The sequence below is a fragment of the Hassallia byssoidea VB512170 genome, assembly GCF_000817785.2.
Lineage (GTDB): Bacteria > Cyanobacteriota > Cyanobacteriia > Cyanobacteriales > Nostocaceae > Hassallia > Hassallia carrinoi.
This window is the reverse complement of the sequence record NZ_JTCM02000031.1, coordinates 20,793-38,136: the sequence shown is the minus strand read 5'-3', so window position 1 is coordinate 38,136 and position 17,344 is coordinate 20,793. Positions and strand designations below refer to the sequence as shown.

25 protein-coding genes are annotated in these 17,344 nt (G+C 40.9%); 9 read left to right on the top strand and 16 right to left on the bottom strand.

Annotated elements, in window-relative coordinates:
* Positions 1-45: 45 nt before the first annotated feature.
* Positions 46-177 carry a photosystem II reaction center protein PsbN gene (gene psbN, locus PI95_RS15660; RefSeq protein WP_039739677.1) on the bottom strand — a complete coding sequence of 44 codons (132 nt, stop codon included), beginning with the start codon at positions 175-177 and terminating at the stop codon, positions 46-48.
* Between the two features lie 89 nt (positions 178-266).
* Between psbN and psbH the strand changes: the two genes are divergently transcribed.
* A complete protein-coding gene (gene psbH, locus PI95_RS15655; RefSeq protein ID WP_039739678.1) occupies positions 267-470 on the top strand; it encodes a photosystem II reaction center phosphoprotein PsbH in 204 nt (67 codons plus the stop codon).
* A 25-nt stretch (positions 471-495) separates the two neighbouring features.
* Here psbH and PI95_RS15650 read toward each other — a convergent pair whose 3' ends face one another.
* On the bottom strand, positions 496-666 hold the full coding sequence (locus PI95_RS15650) for a hypothetical protein (protein WP_163518927.1): 171 nt from the start codon (positions 664-666) through the stop codon (positions 496-498).
* A gap of 80 nt (positions 667-746) precedes the next feature.
* Between PI95_RS15650 and PI95_RS15645 the strand changes: the two genes are divergently transcribed.
* Complete coding sequence (locus PI95_RS15645; RefSeq protein ID WP_039739679.1) at positions 747-1,019, top strand: TatA/E family twin arginine-targeting protein translocase; 273 nt, start codon at positions 747-749, stop codon at positions 1,017-1,019.
* A gap of 7 nt (positions 1,020-1,026) precedes the next feature.
* Positions 1,027-1,653, top strand: coding sequence for an aminoacyl-tRNA hydrolase (pth, locus tag PI95_RS15640; RefSeq protein WP_039739680.1), 627 nt, complete (start codon positions 1,027-1,029; stop codon positions 1,651-1,653).
* A 308-nt stretch (positions 1,654-1,961) separates the two neighbouring features.
* On the opposite strand, the gene rpsU (PI95_RS15635) is transcribed toward pth, so the two are convergent.
* The 4 genes from rpsU (PI95_RS15635) to PI95_RS15620 form a co-directional block, all read right to left on the bottom strand.
* Positions 1,962-2,141, bottom strand: a complete 180-nt coding sequence (gene rpsU / locus PI95_RS15635) for a 30S ribosomal protein S21 (protein ID WP_029637478.1) — start codon at positions 2,139-2,141, stop codon at positions 1,962-1,964.
* A gap of 193 nt (positions 2,142-2,334) precedes the next feature.
* Positions 2,335-3,243, bottom strand: coding sequence for a 16S rRNA (cytidine(1402)-2'-O)-methyltransferase (gene rsmI, locus PI95_RS15630; RefSeq protein WP_052324788.1), 909 nt, complete (start codon positions 3,241-3,243; stop codon positions 2,335-2,337).
* The gene (locus tag PI95_RS15625) at positions 3,243-3,416 is read right to left on the bottom strand and encodes a hypothetical protein (protein WP_163518926.1); all 174 of its coding nucleotides are present in this window, start codon (positions 3,414-3,416) and stop codon (positions 3,243-3,245) included. The genes rsmI and PI95_RS15625 overlap by 1 nt, the downstream gene beginning before the upstream one ends.
* Positions 3,417-3,422: 6 nt before the next feature.
* Entirely contained in the window at positions 3,423-4,250 is an 828-nt protein-coding gene (locus PI95_RS15620) for a hypothetical protein (protein WP_039739681.1), read from the bottom strand.
* Between the two features lie 36 nt (positions 4,251-4,286).
* Between PI95_RS15620 and PI95_RS15615 the strand changes: the two genes are divergently transcribed.
* Positions 4,287-5,147 carry a sugar kinase gene (locus PI95_RS15615; RefSeq protein ID WP_039739691.1) on the top strand — a complete coding sequence of 287 codons (861 nt, stop codon included), beginning with the start codon at positions 4,287-4,289 and terminating at the stop codon, positions 5,145-5,147.
* A 42-nt stretch (positions 5,148-5,189) separates the two neighbouring features.
* Positions 5,190-6,050, top strand: coding sequence for a 3'(2'),5'-bisphosphate nucleotidase CysQ family protein (locus PI95_RS15610; protein ID WP_039739697.1), 861 nt, complete (start codon positions 5,190-5,192; stop codon positions 6,048-6,050).
* A gap of 114 nt (positions 6,051-6,164) precedes the next feature.
* On the opposite strand, the gene PI95_RS15605 is transcribed toward PI95_RS15610, so the two are convergent.
* Positions 6,165-6,974, bottom strand: a complete 810-nt coding sequence (locus tag PI95_RS15605; RefSeq protein WP_163518925.1) for a DUF4392 domain-containing protein — start codon at positions 6,972-6,974, stop codon at positions 6,165-6,167.
* A complete protein-coding gene (locus PI95_RS15600) occupies positions 6,883-7,548 on the bottom strand; it encodes a putative hydro-lyase (protein ID WP_163518924.1) in 666 nt (221 codons plus the stop codon). Before PI95_RS15600 ends, PI95_RS15605 begins: the two co-directional genes overlap by 92 nt.
* Before the next feature lie 551 nt (positions 7,549-8,099).
* Here PI95_RS15600 and rbp point away from each other — a divergent pair.
* A complete protein-coding gene (rbp, locus tag PI95_RS15595) occupies positions 8,100-8,408 on the top strand; it encodes an RNA-binding regulator (protein WP_039739700.1) in 309 nt (102 codons plus the stop codon).
* A gap of 125 nt (positions 8,409-8,533) precedes the next feature.
* Positions 8,534-8,725, top strand: coding sequence for a 30S ribosomal protein S21 (gene rpsU, locus PI95_RS15590; protein WP_039739703.1), 192 nt, complete (start codon positions 8,534-8,536; stop codon positions 8,723-8,725).
* Between the two features lie 428 nt (positions 8,726-9,153).
* On the opposite strand, the gene PI95_RS15585 is transcribed toward rpsU (PI95_RS15590), so the two are convergent.
* The 7 genes from PI95_RS15585 to PI95_RS15555 all read right to left on the bottom strand — a co-directional run bounded on the left by PI95_RS15585 (position 9,154) and on the right by PI95_RS15555 (position 14,365).
* Entirely contained in the window at positions 9,154-9,651 is a 498-nt protein-coding gene (locus PI95_RS15585; protein ID WP_039739706.1) for an NINE protein, read from the bottom strand.
* A gap of 219 nt (positions 9,652-9,870) precedes the next feature.
* Entirely contained in the window at positions 9,871-10,701 is an 831-nt protein-coding gene (locus PI95_RS15580) for a hydroxymethylglutaryl-CoA lyase-like TIM-barrel protein (RefSeq protein ID WP_039739711.1), read from the bottom strand.
* Between the two features lie 121 nt (positions 10,702-10,822).
* Positions 10,823-12,877, bottom strand: a complete 2,055-nt coding sequence (locus tag PI95_RS15575) for an RNB domain-containing ribonuclease (RefSeq protein ID WP_039739713.1) — start codon at positions 12,875-12,877, stop codon at positions 10,823-10,825.
* Between the two features lie 120 nt (positions 12,878-12,997).
* Entirely contained in the window at positions 12,998-13,213 is a 216-nt protein-coding gene (gene rpsR, locus PI95_RS15570) for a 30S ribosomal protein S18 (RefSeq protein WP_029634024.1), read from the bottom strand.
* A gap of 3 nt (positions 13,214-13,216) precedes the next feature.
* On the bottom strand, positions 13,217-13,411 hold the full coding sequence (rpmG, locus tag PI95_RS15565; protein ID WP_163518923.1) for a 50S ribosomal protein L33: 195 nt from the start codon (positions 13,409-13,411) through the stop codon (positions 13,217-13,219).
* A 43-nt stretch (positions 13,412-13,454) separates the two neighbouring features.
* A complete protein-coding gene (locus PI95_RS15560; RefSeq protein WP_039739718.1) occupies positions 13,455-14,012 on the bottom strand; it encodes an RDD family protein in 558 nt (185 codons plus the stop codon).
* Between the two features lie 80 nt (positions 14,013-14,092).
* Entirely contained in the window at positions 14,093-14,365 is a 273-nt protein-coding gene (locus PI95_RS15555) for a PIN domain-containing protein (RefSeq protein WP_201280462.1), read from the bottom strand.
* Positions 14,366-14,631: 266 nt separating this feature from the next.
* Between PI95_RS15555 and PI95_RS15550 the strand changes: the two genes are divergently transcribed.
* Both PI95_RS15550 and PI95_RS15545 read left to right on the top strand, forming a co-directional pair.
* Entirely contained in the window at positions 14,632-15,252 is a 621-nt protein-coding gene (locus tag PI95_RS15550) for a 7-carboxy-7-deazaguanine synthase QueE (protein WP_039739721.1), read from the top strand.
* Positions 15,253-15,310: 58 nt separating this feature from the next.
* Positions 15,311-16,543 carry a molybdopterin molybdotransferase MoeA gene (locus tag PI95_RS15545; RefSeq protein ID WP_039739726.1) on the top strand — a complete coding sequence of 411 codons (1,233 nt, stop codon included), beginning with the start codon at positions 15,311-15,313 and terminating at the stop codon, positions 16,541-16,543.
* A 122-nt stretch (positions 16,544-16,665) separates the two neighbouring features.
* Here PI95_RS15545 and PI95_RS15540 read toward each other — a convergent pair whose 3' ends face one another.
* The gene (locus PI95_RS15540; protein WP_039739729.1) at positions 16,666-17,319 is read right to left on the bottom strand and encodes an HAD-IA family hydrolase; all 654 of its coding nucleotides are present in this window, start codon (positions 17,317-17,319) and stop codon (positions 16,666-16,668) included.
* Between the last annotated feature and the right edge of the window lie 25 nt (positions 17,320-17,344).

Below are 17,344 nucleotides of genomic sequence, written 5' to 3'. Positions count from 1 at the left end.
TTCGTAGTAAGCGCTTCAGCGCTGAAGCGCCAACTACGAATGATTCTAATCTTCGTGGTCTTCAAAAGGATCGCTTAATTGCTTGCTTGGAGGACCAAAAGAAGTATAAATCGATGCTATGGTGATGGCGATCACCCCAGCACATACAGAAATGATAAGAACTGTTGCGGGTTCCATAATCAAAAAATAAATTATGAGTGCTATTCTTATAGAATATTACAGAAGATTAAAAAAAGATGAGTGCAACTCTAATTTAAAGGTGAATTATGGCACAACGGACTAGGTTGGGAGATGTCCTCAGACCTCTGAACTCTGAGTATGGTAAAGTAGCCCCTGGTTGGGGTACGACTCCTGTGATGGCTATTTTTATGCTGTTATTTTTCGTGTTTTTGCTGATTATTCTCCAAGTTTACAACTCCTCACTACTAATTCAGGATGTAAATGTAGATTGGCGGAGTTTAGGCAGCTAAGGAATGCGACATGACAAAGCTTGCACTACGCAAGCGATCGCACCCCCCGGCTTGTCCGGGTTTTTTTATAATTGGTTATTAGTGGGCATTGGGAATTGGGCATTGGGCATTGGGCATTGGTAATAATTCTTTTTCCAGTCCCCAGTCCAAGCGTCGCTTGTCCCCCTTGTCCCCTCTTCAAATTCCCACTATCCACGCTCCCAATATCCACTAACTATTTACTAAACTACATATGTGTGCCTCTGGAGCGATTTTTAAATTAACAGGAGAAAAATCATGAATATATTTGGTATTGGTTTGCCAGAAATGGGTCTAATTATGGTAGTAGCGCTGTTAATCTTTGGTCCAAAGAAGCTGCCAGAAATTGGACGTAGTATGGGTAAGGCAATTCGTGGCTTTCAAGAAGCTTCTTCGGAGTTTCAAAATGAGTTTAAGCAGGAAGCTGAAAAATTACAAGAAGCTGTGAAAACTACTGCTGAACTTGAACCGAAGCAAATTGAGGCGTCTTCAACACAGAAGGATACTGCTAGTTCTTCACAACAAAGCTAAAGGCAAAATGACAGAAGCTGTGACGATGGTAATTCCCCAACTAATTGTCGGTTTGGGGAATCCAGAACCTAAGTACGATAAAACACGCCATAATATCGGCTTTGCAGCTGTGGATGCGCTATCTCGTTCTTGGAAGATTCCTTTGGCAGAAAATCGTAAGTTTCAGGGTGAATTTGGCGAAGGAATTGCACCAAATAGAGAGAAAATCCGGTTGCTGAAGCCACTTACTTATATGAATCTCTCCGGACAGTCAATGCAAGCGGTGACAAGTTGGTATAAATTGCCGCCTGAGTCGGTGCTGGTGATTTATGATGATATGGATTTACCTTTAGGAAAAACTCGCTTGCGCTTATCTGGTTCCGCTGGGGGACATAATGGAATGAAAAGCGCGATCGCTCATCTTAGTACTCAAAACTTCCCCCGTTTGCGAATCGGCATTGGTAAACCAAAAAATGCTGAGAGTAGCGATGATTCCAATACTGTATCCCACGTTCTGGGGCGATTTTCTGCCAGCGAAACTAAATTGATGTCTGAGGTACTCGAATTCGTGGTTGAGTGTGTAGAACTCAGCCTAAAGCAAGGAGTAGAAAAGGCGATGAATCGCTGTAATAGCTATACTATCAGCAATTTGTGAATCTTGAGTTATTAATACTAGGTTGAGCTACTAGCAACAAAAATCTTGATGTGTTGGGTTTGGTTCCTCAAACGCCAGTCACTTCAACCAAGGAAATTTTTCAGGGGGCGCTAATCCAACCTATATAATTATGACTTACTTTATCTAACCATAATCACAATGAATGATACTTTTTGTACATCGCTGGTTTCAACGCACTCACACCCCTTTGAAGGGGTGCGATCGCGAAAGTTTGTTTAAAAATGATATTGAATGCGCTGTGGCTTGTTTAACAGAATGTTATCAAGCAACCCCAGCACAAAATAGGTTTATTTAAAACGGCGTTTGCGTCTAGCTGCTACTGCTTTACGTTTGCGCTTTTCTATGGGTGTTTCAAAGTGGCGATGATACTTGACATCGGCTAAGATTCCAGCTTTGGAAACCTGGCGTTTAAAGCGACGTAGAGCCGAATCTATGCCTTCGTTGTCTCCTAAAACCACTTGGGTCATTCTGACTAGTTCCTCATTATGAATAATTTCCATTGTAATAGTAGCCTCAATTTGATTGAAACTGCTTTTTTCATAATGATGATTAGACACAACTTATTGTGCCCAAGTCAGTTTTATGCACTTACTGGTAGTAAAATTACTACTCAGTTACATATCAGTCTTTATCGGATGTTGGAGAAAATCTACTTTAATCCTAAATTGGTGATTCTTCTCCACCGATTATGTCTTGTTCTATGATATCAGTCTCTTCGTCAAATGTTTTGATGGCAAGAGCGAGTTGATAAAGATGGCGACGGGGTAAGGATGTAACTTTTGCTAACTGACGGCTAGCTTGCGATCGCGATATTCCCTGATTCATAATCGCGATTAATTCTGCTTTTAGTTCGGCTTCGCTCAGTTGCGGTTTGTCGGGTGGAATTCCTGCCACTACTAAGGTATACTCGCCAATTGGTTCGCGATTTTGATAATGGGCGATCGCTTCGCCAATTGTAAAGCGCAAAAATTCTTCGTGTAATTTAGTTAACTCTCGCGCAAACACGATTTGGCGATTACTTCCGAAACTTTCTGCTAAATTTTGTAAAGTCTCTTGCAATCGGTGCGGCGATTCGTAGAAAATCAAAGTGCGAGATTCTGTCTGTAGAGATTCTAAATGTTCTTGCCGTTGTTGAGCTTTGGCTGGCAAAAAGCCTTCAAAGACAAATCTATCTGTAGGCAATCCGGCTGCACTCAAAGCTGTAATTGCAGCATTAGCACCAGGAATTGGTACTACTGCTATCTTCGCGTCAATACAAGCTTTCACCAATTCATAGCCCGGATCGGAAATTAAAGGGATACCTGCATCTGTGACTAGAGCGATCGCTTGAGCATTCTTTAAATGCTCTAATAATTCCGGGATGCGACTTTGACGATTATGCTCGTGGTAACTTATCTGGGGTGTTTTAACTTGAAAATGTTGTAACAGTTTACCAGTATGGCGCGTATCTTCTGCCGCAATTATATCTACAGTTTGCAAAATTCGCACCGCCCGGAAAGTTATATCTTCCAGGTTGCCAATTGGTGTCCCGACAATGTAAAGTGTTCCTGGTTTAGAATCTGTTTGCATTATTCATTTCTTTGGTTGATGGTTGATGGGCATTGGGCATTGGGGAGGCAGTGCGTTGGACGGGTTCCCCGGCTTGAAGCACCTGCCGTCATTGGGCATAGGTAATGGGTAATAGAATAAATTCTTCCTTGTCCCCTTGTCCCCTTGTCCCCTTGTCGGGTGTTGGGTGTCAAAAAATATTAATTATTTGGGATTGCTATATTTCTGTCATAAGGTAATAGAGGTTCCAAATCTTTGCAAAAACTCGGCTTGCCTTTTTTGAAGTCATTAAGCTCATATTTATAAAGCATTCCATGTTTGGCAAAGACTAAATTACCCAAAAAATCCCAAGTTACCCAGTCTACATTATAATCAAGCAGTTCAGGATACTCATCTATAGTAAACTTAAAAGTGTATCCAGATTGATTACCAAAATATCCTTGATAATACATTCTTAGTGTCGGATGTTTTTTAGTTGGTTGACAATACCAACCATCATCGCCAAGGCATTCAACAATATAGTTTTTAGAATTCTTAACTTTTCTATTTTCGCCGTAATTTTCGCCGCTTCTTTTCCAGCCATCCCGCTCTAAACGAGGATATAATACACCTAAATCTTCTCCCCCAAACTGAGAATTTAAGTTACCTAGTTGAAAAGGAATGCTTTTATTGGGTTCTGCCCAAGAACCATTTAATAATAGTTCTTTTTCAGTTTTCCAATAACCACCTCCAAACCAAGTTCCACAGTTTTCTCCTTCGAGGTAGGTTTTCAACCAAGGTAACTGACAAACTCCATTCCAAGTGTTACCTTTTGCACCCATAGCTAAATAAACCATCCATTGTCCATCAAAAGAGATATCACATCTTTTTGGATATAATTGACCTTTAAACCAAGAACCGTATTCCAGATTATCGTTTTGTGTATTCCAACGAATTATATGAAAAATTTTTGATGGCTTTCGTCGGATTACAGCAACATAGGGTGAACCTTTAGCTGGTAATAGATGTATTCTAGCTGGAATTTCCATTAACTTAAGTTTTCGATTTACCCAAGCGCTTAACTAATGACTAATTGTGGTTTATTTGTCGGTTTAGTAACTTTGGATTTGATTTACCTTGCCGAGTCTGCTCCGAAGAATAATCAGAAAATTGTTGCTGCTGATTATACTGTAGCAGCAGGGGGACCCGCAACCAATGCGGCTGTTACTTTCGGTTATTTAGGTAATGACGCTACGGTGTTGGGAATGCTGGGTTCTCACCCGATGACGCAGTTAATAAAAGGAGATTTAGAAGCATTAAAAGTAGCGATCGCTGACCTTGATAACAACGCTACCGAACCACCCCCCGTCTCTTCAATTATTGTCACGAAATCTACAGGCGATCGCGCTGTAATTTCGATTAATGCTGTGAAAGCTGAAGCAAACTGCGAATCTATTCCACCAGATATTTTACAAAATGTCGATATTGTGCTGATTGATGGACATCAAATGAAAAGTGGTAAAGCGATCGCGCAAATTGCTAAATCTGAGAATATCCCAGTTGTAATTGATGGTGGTAGCTGGAAACCTGGTTTTGAGGAACTTTTACCTTTTGTAGATTACGCGATTTGTTCAGCTAATTTTTATCCTCCTGGTTGTCATACAAGTCAAGAAGTTTTTGCATATCTTAATAAAATTAATATTCCCTACATTGCCATTACCCACGGGGAAAAACCAATAGAATATCTCTGGGAGGGGAAAACTGGGACTGTAGAAGTACCGAATATTCAACCAAAAGATACACTAGGAGCCGGAGATATTTTTCACGGTGCTTTCTGTAATTATATTTTACGAGAAAGTTTTGCCGATGCACTTGCACAGGCGGCTAATATCGCTGCTTATTCATGTCAATTTTTTGGTACACGTCGCTGGATGAATTCACACTAAGAATCGTGTATTTTTACGTGATTATTTATAAAAGAGAAATAAATGAAAGACATACAAGAAATATTAGCGATCGCTTGTTCTGTTGGTTGGGGGGCAGCCGATATACTACAATCTTATTACCACGGAACTGCAAAAAACTTCGATTTAGAAGTGCAATATAAGCAAAATGAGCCTGTAACTGTTGCAGATGTAGCTGTGAGTCAATACATTTTAGAGAAGCTACAAGCGAGTTTGGGTAATGAAGATTTTGGTTATATTAGCGAAGAAACTTATAAAGTACAAGCAGCGCTGACTCAAGAATTAGTATGGATAATCGATCCTTTAGATGGTACGCGAGATTTTATCCAAAAAACTGGTGAATATGCAGTTCACATCGCTTTGGTGAAAGAAAAACGCCCAATTTTAGCAGTAGTAGCTGTGCCGGAAGCAGAAAAATTGTATTATGCAATAAAAGGTAGCGGTGCATTTGTAGAAACACGCCAACGTCAAAGTAAAAAAATACAAGTTTCATCACGCGAAAACATCCAAGATTTAACTGTAGTAGTCAGTCGCAGTCACCGCAATCAAAGATTAGATTATCTGCTGCAAAAACTGCCCTTTGCTAATCAGAAAGCTGTTGGTAGTGTCGGTTGCAAAATCGCTACCATCGTTGAACAAAACGCAGATGTTTATATTTCCCTTTCGGGAAAATCTGCACCCAAAGATTGGGATATAGCTGCCCCAGAATTGATTCTCACAGAAGCTGGTGGAAAGTACACCCACTTCGACGGTACACCATTGCAATATAACACAGGTGATATTAATCAATGGGGTGGTTTACTAGCAAGCAACGGTCAATTTCATGAAGAACTTTGCCAACAAGCTGAAGCTATTTTAGGAGAATTTGATAAATTTAAAAATTGATTTATCCAGCTTTTAAAACTCAATATATTCACTCCTAATAACCCTCTTCTTCTCTTTCCTCTGCGCTCTCTGCGTCTGGAGCGGTAGCCTGCGGCAACGCCAAGGGCGAACGTTTCATATTATTTCAATCATCATTTGCAAAACTTGAGCATGAAAATCCCAAAATAAATTATCAACAGTTAAACTTTGCACACCCGTAATTCCATCTACAGCTAAACCTGCATTTACAATTGTTTCTAAAATGTGAAACTCAACATCTGGATTTAATCCCTCAAAAATTCCCGCTTTCCATTCCGGACGCAATAAAGAAATAGCCCCTAACAAAGCAGTTGCACCCCAATTAGAAACACCACAAACAATCAGATAATTGCAACTTGTTACGCAAGCAATTCGTTCTCCATAACGAATATTTTCCTTGATAACTTCTCTGGAAATATTTCCCATCCCTATTTCATTACCACCATCTCCAATTCCGATAGAGATAAATTTTGGATTATTAAATAAAAGATGCAAAAAAGCAGTATGATCCGTTATATCTTGTCCTTTCATATTGCGGATAATTCCATCGTCAGCAAGACCCGCTCTTTCAATCGAAATTATATGATAAACAGGCTTTTCTAGAGATGACCAGAAATTTAAAATGGAAGCGATCGCATCATTTGAGTTATCTGCAACAGGTACAATATCAAAAGGAACATTCGCCGGAACTCCAGCAGCAAAAACGGCAACTTTTACTGCATGAAAGCACATAGAATCTGTGACAATTCTCACAGGAATTCCAACGCGATGCAGTCCCGCAGCCAATTGAGCGCAACCTATCGGACCATCAGTTTCAGCAGCGGGTGGATTTCCATAAGGCATGAAAAAGCCGGTGATAATTGCGACATGAGGTGATGAATGTTCGGCGAGCGATCGCGCTTTCATCTCCCAAATGCACCGGCGCACCATGAGATTTGGGAAAACGACTCATAATGTCTACAGCGCGAATTGCATCGGCAGGTAACAAAGGACGCATCGAAACCACTAACGGACTAGAAAAAACGCCGGCAGACATGCAAGAAAGGTTAGTCTTATACATCGGCACATTTTTCTTTTCCTCAATATGTCTAACCGGTACACCAGCACTCAGCAACGCGGTTTCAAAAGAGAACGAACAGCCAATCAAAAACGCGACAAAATCATCACGCCACAATTGTTTAATATCCGTAACTTCCTCTATTAATTCACCGTGACGAAAAACACAGTAGCGAGGTAAATCAGTTCTCAAATCAGATCCAGGTGCAACCATTCGCGGTTCGGCATCGCCAACCTCAGTCACATCCAGTAAAGGACAAGGTTTGGGGTTGCGGTGACAAAACAGCAGAAAGTCAAATGCGACAGACTTTGGTAAAACGACTAAATTAGCTTGCACATATCCAGACGCAAAGCCAGGAGTGGGACTTTGAAATTTACCTTGACGACACAGTTGACGAATTTCTTTATGTGTGAATGAGTTCATGGTTGATCGCATATTGCAATCGTGCTTTAATTTTCAGACTTATATTGTCTCTTAATTAGTTGGAAAAATGCATTTTTGTTTTTTTTGTTAAAGTTCAAGGGAAAAATATATAAGTGCGATCGCATACATTCAAGACGGGCTTTTAGAAATTGCTATTATTAGCAAGCAATTTTTGTAAAAACTATTTTATGATTTATCTAAATGATAAGAATACTGATGAGTGGAAGCCAGAAACTTGAGAAAGTAAATTCACTGATAACCAGGTAATAATTAGTGATATTTTGGTTTGATGCGATCGCTTTTTCCTCTGAAAATAAAGACAATAAGCCATGTTTACTACATGCTCCAAAATCATACAGTAAGCGGCTTTCACCCAAGTAAGGGTCTAGGTCTTTTTCATCTTTATACAAAGTTTACAAACAATGTCTATATTGAACTTTGTGTTATAGTAGTGCATATAAGGATTATTTTCGGTTGGGAATTCGTTTTAAAGTTTTAAAAGGTCTCTCCGAATCTAACTCTCTACATTCTCTGGTTTGGGAGACAGCCAAATGTCAATTTACGTAGGTAACTTATCCTATCAGGTAACTGAAGAAGATCTTAAGCTTGCCTTTGCAGAATACGGAACTGTTAATCGAGTTCAGTTACCCACAGATCGCGAAACCGGTCGTCCTCGTGGCTTTGCATTCGTAGAAATGCAAACAGAGGCACAAGAGACAGCCGCAATTGAAGCACTCGATGGCGCCGAATGGATGGGACGCGATCTCAAAGTCAACAAGGCTAAACCCAAGGAAGACAGACCCCGTGGTGGTGGTGGTAGTTGGGGAAATAATACCCGTGGTGGTAATCGCCGTTATTAAGCTATTAGGTTAAAAATTTAAAATTTTAGAGTCTCCAGCAGATAAAGGCAAATGCTTGACTCTGCTGGAATATTTTATTTGTGCTATAACTTGCAACTATTGATTCATATATAGGAGGAATAAGCATGACGCAAGTAGTCTTAGGAGAAAACGAAGGAATTGAATCAGCTTTGCGAAGATTTAAGCGCGAAGTTTCTAAAGCAGGAATTTTCCAAGATATGCGAAAGAAGCGTCACTTTGAGACGCCATTAGAAAAAGAAAAGCGTAAAGCAATTGCAAGACACAAGCAACGTCGCAGACAACGTTCTCGCTATTAGGTAAGAAGGAAAAGGTAAATAAGTGCTTTTGGGAAATAAAACCAGCATCTCTTCATTACCCAATTAAAACGTTCTTTGTGGCGAGTCTCCCTTCCATAAAGTGCCAATACTCGTCAAAGGGCGGAAATGTTAAATTACAGGCGCTGGTTAAATTATTTTACCAGATTTACCTTGCTTCAAGAGGGCGCTAATAAGTATAGCTAACCCTCTTGTCTGATAAATAGAATAAGTTTGGTGTCTCAAGAACGAAGAATTAGATGAGAATAAAGCAGGCGATCGCTCTTTAATCTGCTACACATTTCAATTAAATAGCCCTGCTATTGAATCAAGCCAATTTCAGGGCAAAATCAGTATTAAGTAGACAGAAGAAAATCGATGCTAAATAACTGCTAACAGCATTTGCTCGTTCAGGTAAATCAGAAAACTCTCTAAACAATTTTATAAGTTATTGCACCAGTACTCTGATGATTGCCTATTTCTAGCAAACCTTCGGCACATAAACTTTCAAGAGTCTTCTTAATTTCTGGAATAGGTTTTCCAGTAGCTATCACGCAATCTGTAACAGATATATCCCCACCATTGTCTTTAGCTAATTGTAGAATTATCTGAATATCAGACTTGGCAGCGATTGACTTGTTATCGCTGACTTTTGGAGCAATGTGGTCAGCTACGTTAATGACAACTTGTTGAGTATTTGAGATATTATTCTGATTAGGACTCCCATAAAGCATTTTATATTTTAGATTTTTATCCTCAACCATTCCTGGTATGAGAGCCAAATCTATAAGCTGACCAATCCCAAATAACCCAAATGTAAACAACCACACAACTCCACTAAAATACTTACCAGTATAGAAGCGGTGGATTCCAGCAAATCCAAAAATAACAGTGAACCAAAGAAGGTAAGCGGCTCCTGTATTCCTCATATTCAGAATTCCTTTTTTATTTGCAGAGTTATTTTGTGTTTTTTTTAACCACAATTAACTCCAATATGTATTACGTATTAATTAATCTACAACTGTATTAATACTTACTTTTTGAGATTCTATCGCTCCCTTTATGGAGTATTAACACTAAAGCCTGCGCTCGTCTAGCTTCGTTCGTATAGCCCCACTGCCCTTCTAGGGTGAGGGCATCTTATACAATTACCTCTTTATTTGCCTTTTCAATCCAGAGATTTCAGCAACTAACTCTGAGGCTTTACTCATTAATTTAGTGTTAATATCAACTTGATAATTCCCCTGTTGTAAAACCCCCGTCACAACATCTTCTAAATCTGCATTTCCCTTTCTCGCACCCAAACCATTAATTGCACATTCAATTTGCCTGACGCCACAATTTAAGGCAATCAGGGAATTATTCACTGCCAAGCCTAAATCATCATGACAGTGAACTGAAACCACAGCTTGATCAATATTTGGCACGCGATTAAAAATCATTTGCAGAAGTTGCGAAAATTCTGATGGTGATGCCAAACCTAAACTATCAGGAATATTAATTGTGGTAGCACCACTCTTGATTGCAGTTTCAATAGCTTGACACAAAAAATCCGGCTCACTTCTTAAAGCATCAAACGCGCTCCATTCGATGTCATCGCAGTAATTTCGTGCCAGAGATACACTATCTTTAATTGTTGCTAATACTTGTGCACTGATAGATTGATTCTTAATATTTACCAAACTATAAGTATGAATTCTGCCTTGTTTTGCTGTTTTAATCGCTTCAGCAAGAGTGATTATTTCATCTTCATTTGCGCTTGCTAATCCGCAAATAATAGAGTTTTTAATGATTTGAGAAATCTGCAAAACTTCCTCAAAATCTTTTTGATAACTCCCTGGATAACCAACTTCAATAATATCTATTCCCATGTTTTCCAACAGTTGGGAAATGCTGATTTTTTGTTGCAAATTCATTTTGACACCAGGGGTAAGTTCTCCATCACGCATGGTGGTGTCAAAAATTAGCACTTTAGTCATTAGTTGTTAATTGTCAACAAATAAAATTTACCTATTACCTTTATGACTGTAGTGGGCACTTAAGTGCCCTTCCTAAGCGTTGAAACGCTTACTACGAGTAATGTGCTTTCGTTTACTCATCTTAATTCGCTGCTGATTGCGCTTCTTGATAAATTATTTCCTGAAACTGAATTACGTCTTTTTGCGGATCGGCGTGGCTCACTTTCACTAATATCTGTTCGCCTAAATTTACTGATCGCTTGAAAGACATGGGCAATTGCAAGCCTAAATCTTCTAAAAGAATTAATGCTAAATTGCTATCTTCTCTCAACCACATCAAAACGGTAACTTGCCAAACTTGCTGCGGATGACGCCGCAAATACTCTAAAGCCCAATATCTATTAGTTTGCCTTTCCACCATCGTTAATTCTTGAGTGATGGCAGTCACTGTCATCATCACTTCTTTGAGTTGATCTGCTGTGAAGGGCAGAACTTCACCGCGCAGGTGTGCCTTCAGCTGAAAGTGCGTGAGTAAGTCGCTGTAACGACGGATCGGGGAAGTCGCTTGAGTGTAGGTATCTAATCCCAAACCGGCATGACGCAACGGGTTGATGCTCATTTCACTTTTGGGCATACAGCGACGCATAGCGCAAGCGCGGACAAATCCGGCTGGTAGCAGTAGCAATTCTTGTTCGGGGGGCAATTCTGGCTGTGGCTGACCGCGAAAAGGCAGGGGAATGTTATTAGTTTTACCGTAGTGAGCCGCAACTTCACCGGCAAGAATCATCATTTCGGCTACGAGTTGGCGCGATTTGGAATCATCTAATATGTCGATGCTGATTTCGTCATTTTTGACTTTAATCATCGCTTCCGGCATGTTGATGCTGATTGCTCCTTGAGCATAGCGCCATTGTTTGCGTCTTGTTGCTCCGTTGGCGATCGCTTCGATTTCTGGTTCTGCGCCCAATTCAAGCATTTCATCGACATCTTCGTAAGTCAGCCGATAGGTGGGTTTAATTAAACTCGCATGTATGCTATAATCTTCTACTCCCCCAGCTTGATTTAAAATTATCCCAAAGCTGAGAGCGCAACACACCTTACCCTGAATTAAGCTCATGGGTCCGGTTGCTAATAACTCTGGGAACATGGGAATCATTCCCGTAGGCAGATAAACTGTACTACCGCGCTTTCTGGCTTCTAGGTCTAATTCATCTTCTGGCTCTAACCAGCGTGTGGGATCGGCGATATGTACCCACCAGCGTTCTCGTCCATCTGAAAGTCTTTCCCAACTCAGACCATCGTCTATTTCAGTGGTGCTTTCATCATCAATTGTGTAGACTTTCAAATGTGTGAGATCCAGGCGATCGCTATCTAAGTCAGCCGGCGGAAAATCCAAACGCTGTTGCGCCACTTCTAATACCTTGCTAGGAAACTGAACCTGAATTGACGATCGACGTAGGAATAAGTTCTCATGAGGACTCCACCAACCCAAATCAATCAATAGTTGAAAGGCTCCTTGGGGGGTGGCAGGACGCCCTAGCATCGTCATGGTTTCCAATACTGGAGCCGGGGGGGGATATGCGCGAGCCACTGTGTCATAATTTACACCCCCACGCACGATATCCGCAAGTAGAGCCGCATATTTTTCTACTGCTTCTATTCTATGGCGATCGTGCCGCCCCCACTCTACCGATTCACCTTTGAGCGCTTGTTCTACACGATCTAAAAATTCCTGCTGTCCCTTTGCTCTGAGTGCTTCTACTTCTAGCTGGTGTTTGCGTTCTGCAACAGCCGCAGCGCTTCTAGGTTCGTAAGCTTCTCCCTTTTGCTTGAAATACATTTTATCATCTGATAACAAGCAATGAGCCGCGTAACACAAAGTCGCATCTGAATCGGAAAACAGCAAATTCGCCAATTCTTTAGGAGTGACTGTTTCTCCATCCTCAACCAGTAATTCCCAAGCGATCTCCAAGCTTGATGGATCTAAATAATCCTTAACTTGTTCTTGAAAGCTTTTAATTTCTGTGGGCTTGTAGGTTTGCCCGCTAACAGTGTAAGTGATTTGTCTTGGCGCGAGGCTGTGTGACTGACTACGTTCATCTACCACAAACCAACGGGTTTTGCCGTCTGGTTTTTCTACTACACCCAGACGGCGATCGCCTTGAACTCTAAATTCAACTAGCGTCCCCTTCTCCACAATCGCATCTTATTAGTGAATAATTTAAATAGTTAAGAGTTCGGAAAAAAGTTAGGAGTGAAAAGTTAGGAGTGAGGAGTTTTTAACTCATAACTCATAACTCATAACTCATAACTCTTTTTAGCCTTCTGCATTGATAAAAGGCATCAATGCCACAATCCGGGAGCGTTTGATCGCTAATGTTAACTCTCGCTGTTGCTGAGAAGTCAGTCCGGTAATTCTACGTGGAAGTATTTTACCTCTTTCGGTGACGAATTTACGCAATAAATCGACATCTTTATAATCGATTGGTTCTCCAGGCTTAATCGGAGACAGACGACGGCGAAAATAACTCATGTTTTACTTGATTTCCTTGTGAACGGTATGTTTGTTGCAGTGGGTGCAGAACTTGCTCAGTTCTAGCCGATTGGTTGTGTTGCGACGGTTCTTAGTGCTGGTATAACGTGAAACACCAGCAGAACGCTTATCTGGATTTGACCGACACTCGGTACACTCTAGTGTCACAATTATGCGAGCACCTTTACTTTTAGCCATAATCTTACAAACAGTAAAGCCTGAAGAGAATTAACACAAATAACTATTTTCTCACATTACGTCGTGTCTTTTCAACTAATCGCTTGATTTTTATATCCAGCGAATAGCCTCGACGCGACGAAACTATCATAGTACCAGATACGCGATCGTGCAAAGCCTGCCGCATCTGGGTATCTGATAACGCAGCCCCACAGTCTATTGCCAGAGGAATCACTAGCACTATAGCAGTCGGGTTTCTAATAATGTTGCCGAGGGCAATTGATATTAAAAGCGCACCAAAACAGATTATAGCTTCTCTTTTGAGAAGAGACTGCAAATCTGGAATTCTGCCTACTACTTGTCCATCTTGGACTTCTAGCAGCTTCATGTCGAAAGCCCAACGTCCTAGACTCTGCCCCTGATTGTTGTACACTACCACCACTCGCGTTATTGCCCAAGCGATCGCAAAAACTAGTATTTGCACAACTTGAATGCCAATTTCACCGCTACCGAATACCGAACTGAGTAACCAGACACCAAGGAAATCGATTCCCAATGCCATACCGCGTCGCCCGATGTCAACTTTGGGATAATGTTTTTGGGGTACTCGGTCGATAGTCATAAAAATAAATATTTATATAAGGGTTGGGAGATGGTGTGCGTGTTTTTCCTCTATCTCAATTTTAAGGAACTCCCCTTAGTTTAGGGGATTGACGTTGTGAGTCGTTGTTCAATGACTAAGTTGTCTTGCATGTCTTCTGAGTAGAGAATATTGGCATTCACAGATAACGCACTCTTCACAATCAAATTATCCCAAAATGAAAAGCCGTATCGAGTTCGTAAACTAGACGCGCTCATAAGTATGTCACGATTTACCTCGACTACCATAACTCGGTTGCAGAAGGATTGTATAACTTGCCCAATTTGCTTTTCAGTAAATGCTGCTTTTCTATTTTGTGCGTAAGAGTGATCCATAAAAATAAATGCCCAGCCGTGTATTGAAATTATTCGTGGGTATCGAGGATCTAGGTTTGACGGCTGGGCATTTATTTCTTGGCAGTATGCTAAGTCCTGTTTTAATAAGACACGTATCTTTTCACTGTAATATATAAAACTAAAAGGGTTATTATACTTGGTTGTGAATTGATGCGAAATCCATGTTATGTTTTTTTAGTGAATTTTTAACTGGGATTTTACCCAGAGTTTAATTAAATCGCCGAACTGCATCAACAATTGTACTAATGTTAGATATCAAGCTACCAATTCACGAAACTTTTCAGAGTACAGTTCAAGGTGAAGGATACTGGACTGGTTCTTTGGTAGACTTTATTCGCTTATCTGGGTGTCCGGTGGGCTGCCCTTGGTGCGACACTGGTTATGCTGATGGTGGTGCCAAATTACCGCGAAAGGAACGCTTTATCCAGGAACTTTTAGCGGAGCTAAAATCTCCCAGAGTCGTAATCACTGGTGGAGAGCCATTCATTCACAAGCATTTACCTGACTTAGTGCAAGCTCTCTTGGCAGCAGGCAAGGAAGTCAGTATTGAAACCTCTGGAGCTTTTTGGCAAGAAATCTCTCCTGCGGCTTGGATTACTTTATCTCCCAAGGAACACGTTAACCCTAAATACCCAGTCCAAAAGCAGTTTTGGAGCCGGATAAATGAAGTGAAGATAGTGATAGAAACTGGAACAGAAGTTGACTTCTACCAAGAACATCTATCTGCTCAATCTAACCTGCCTGTTTACTTGCAACCAGAATGGAACAATTCAGCAAAAACCCTACCTCTAATTTTACAATTGCTACAACAAAAACCTCACTACAGGCTTTCTTTGCAAACACATAAATATATCGGAGTCCAATGACAAATAATCCCGGAAACGCTTCATTACTGTTTCTAACTCTGTAAAAGTCAGGATCGCCATGTTGTCAGTCAGTGATGCAGAAGCAATTATTTTAAATTTGGTGCAACCGCTGCACAATCAGCAGGATACAGAAGTTGTCGATTTACTTGCAGATAATCGCATTCTGGCTTCACCTGTCGTAAGTAAGTTAGATTTTCCCCATTGGGATAATTCGGCGATGGATGGTTACGCTGTGCGTTATGAAGATGTGCAGCATTCTAGCGAGGAAGCACCAGCGGTTTTGGAAATTGTTGAAGAAATTCCCGCCGGGTATCAGCCTCAGTGTACAATTAAGCTGGGGCAAGCTGCGCGAATTTTCACCGGTGCGGTCATGCCGGCAGATGCGGATACGGTAGTTATGCAGGAAAAAACTCGCTTGGAAGATAACCGCGTTTTTATCCTGACTGCACCCAAGGCGCAAGAATTTGTCCGACATAAAGCATCTTATTATCAAGCTGGGACAGAATTACTACCCGCCGGCATTGTCTTGAATGCGCCGGAAATTGCCGTTTTAGCTGCTGCTCAATGTACCCAATTACGTGTTTACCGCAAATTGCGTGTAGCTATATTTTCGACAGGTAATGAATTGGTAACGCCTGACAAACCGCTGCAACCCGGACAAATTGTGGATTCCAATCAGTATGCGATCGCCTCTTTAATTAGGCAAACCGGGGCAGAAGTGTTAATGTTAGGAATTGTTAAGGACGATCCAGAAGTTTTAAAACAAACGATTACATACGCCATAGCTAACGCCGATATAATTATCTCTTCTGGTGGGGTTTCGGTGGGAGATTATGACTACGTTGAGCAAATTCTCGAATCCTTAAGCGCAAAAATTCACATTCGATCTGTGGGAATGAAACCAGGTAAACCGCTTACTTTCGCTACTTTCCCAAATCAGAATTCCTGTTTATATTTTGGTTTACCAGGAAATCCGGCTGCGGTTTTGGTGACATTTTGGCGGTTTGTGCAACCGGCTATGAGAAAGATGTCAGGACTTGCAGACAATTGGCTAAGTTTTGTGAAAGTGCGATCGCATCATGAATTGCGATCGGATGGCAAGCGAGAAACTTACCTTTGGGGTAAGTTGCATTTAATTGATGGATTTTACCACTTTCATGTAGCTGGTGGTAGTCACAGTTCGGGAAACTTAATAAATTTAGCGCAAACCAATGCTTTAGCTATTTTACCTGTGGGTAAAACCTTAATTTCTCCTGGCGAGGAAGTGCAAGTTTTGCAAGTTGTTGGTTGATAGTTGTTGGTTGTTGGTTGATAGTGGGTATTGGGCATTGGGCATTTCCCCTTTGCCCTTTTCCCCTCTTCAAATTCCCACTATCCACTAACCACTATCCACTAACCACTATCCACTAACCACTAACTCTTCCCATTCCGATTAATCCAAATACCTCTGAGTCCAACTGCTTTGGCACCGTGATAATCTTCTTTAATGCTGTCGCCGATGTGCCATGCTAATTCAGGTGGACAGTTATGTTTTTCTAAAGCGGTAAGAAAAATTTGGCGATCGGGTTTAGCTGCACCTACTTGGGTGGATATTGTAATCGAACTAAAAAACTCTCTTAGTTGCAAATCTTGCAATACTGAATAAAGACGAGAATCGAAATTAGAAATTATCCCTAGTTGAATTCCCAACCCTTTCCAATTTATTAATGATGCTAAAACATCAGGATAAACAAACCAGGGATCGGCTGTACCAAAGTGAATATAAAGTTCGCTAAAAAAAGCTGAAAAGTCAGAAAATTGTGCAAGAACACCTGCGCGTTCAAATGTGTGACAAGCTATTTGCAACCACCAATCAAACTCGCGCTGGGGGATATCTTGTTGTTCTGCACCGGGAAATATAGGTGGTGAAGCTGCTTTAAAGCTTTGGATAAATGCTTTATTTAAAGTATCGGGGGGAACTTGGACACCAAATTCCTGCGCTATCTGACTATAAATTTCACCCACACTGCCTTTGACTCCGAAGAGTGTACCAACAGCATCTAAAAAAATAACTTTAGGTCGTTCCATAGTGATGCAGCAACCGTCGTAGAGA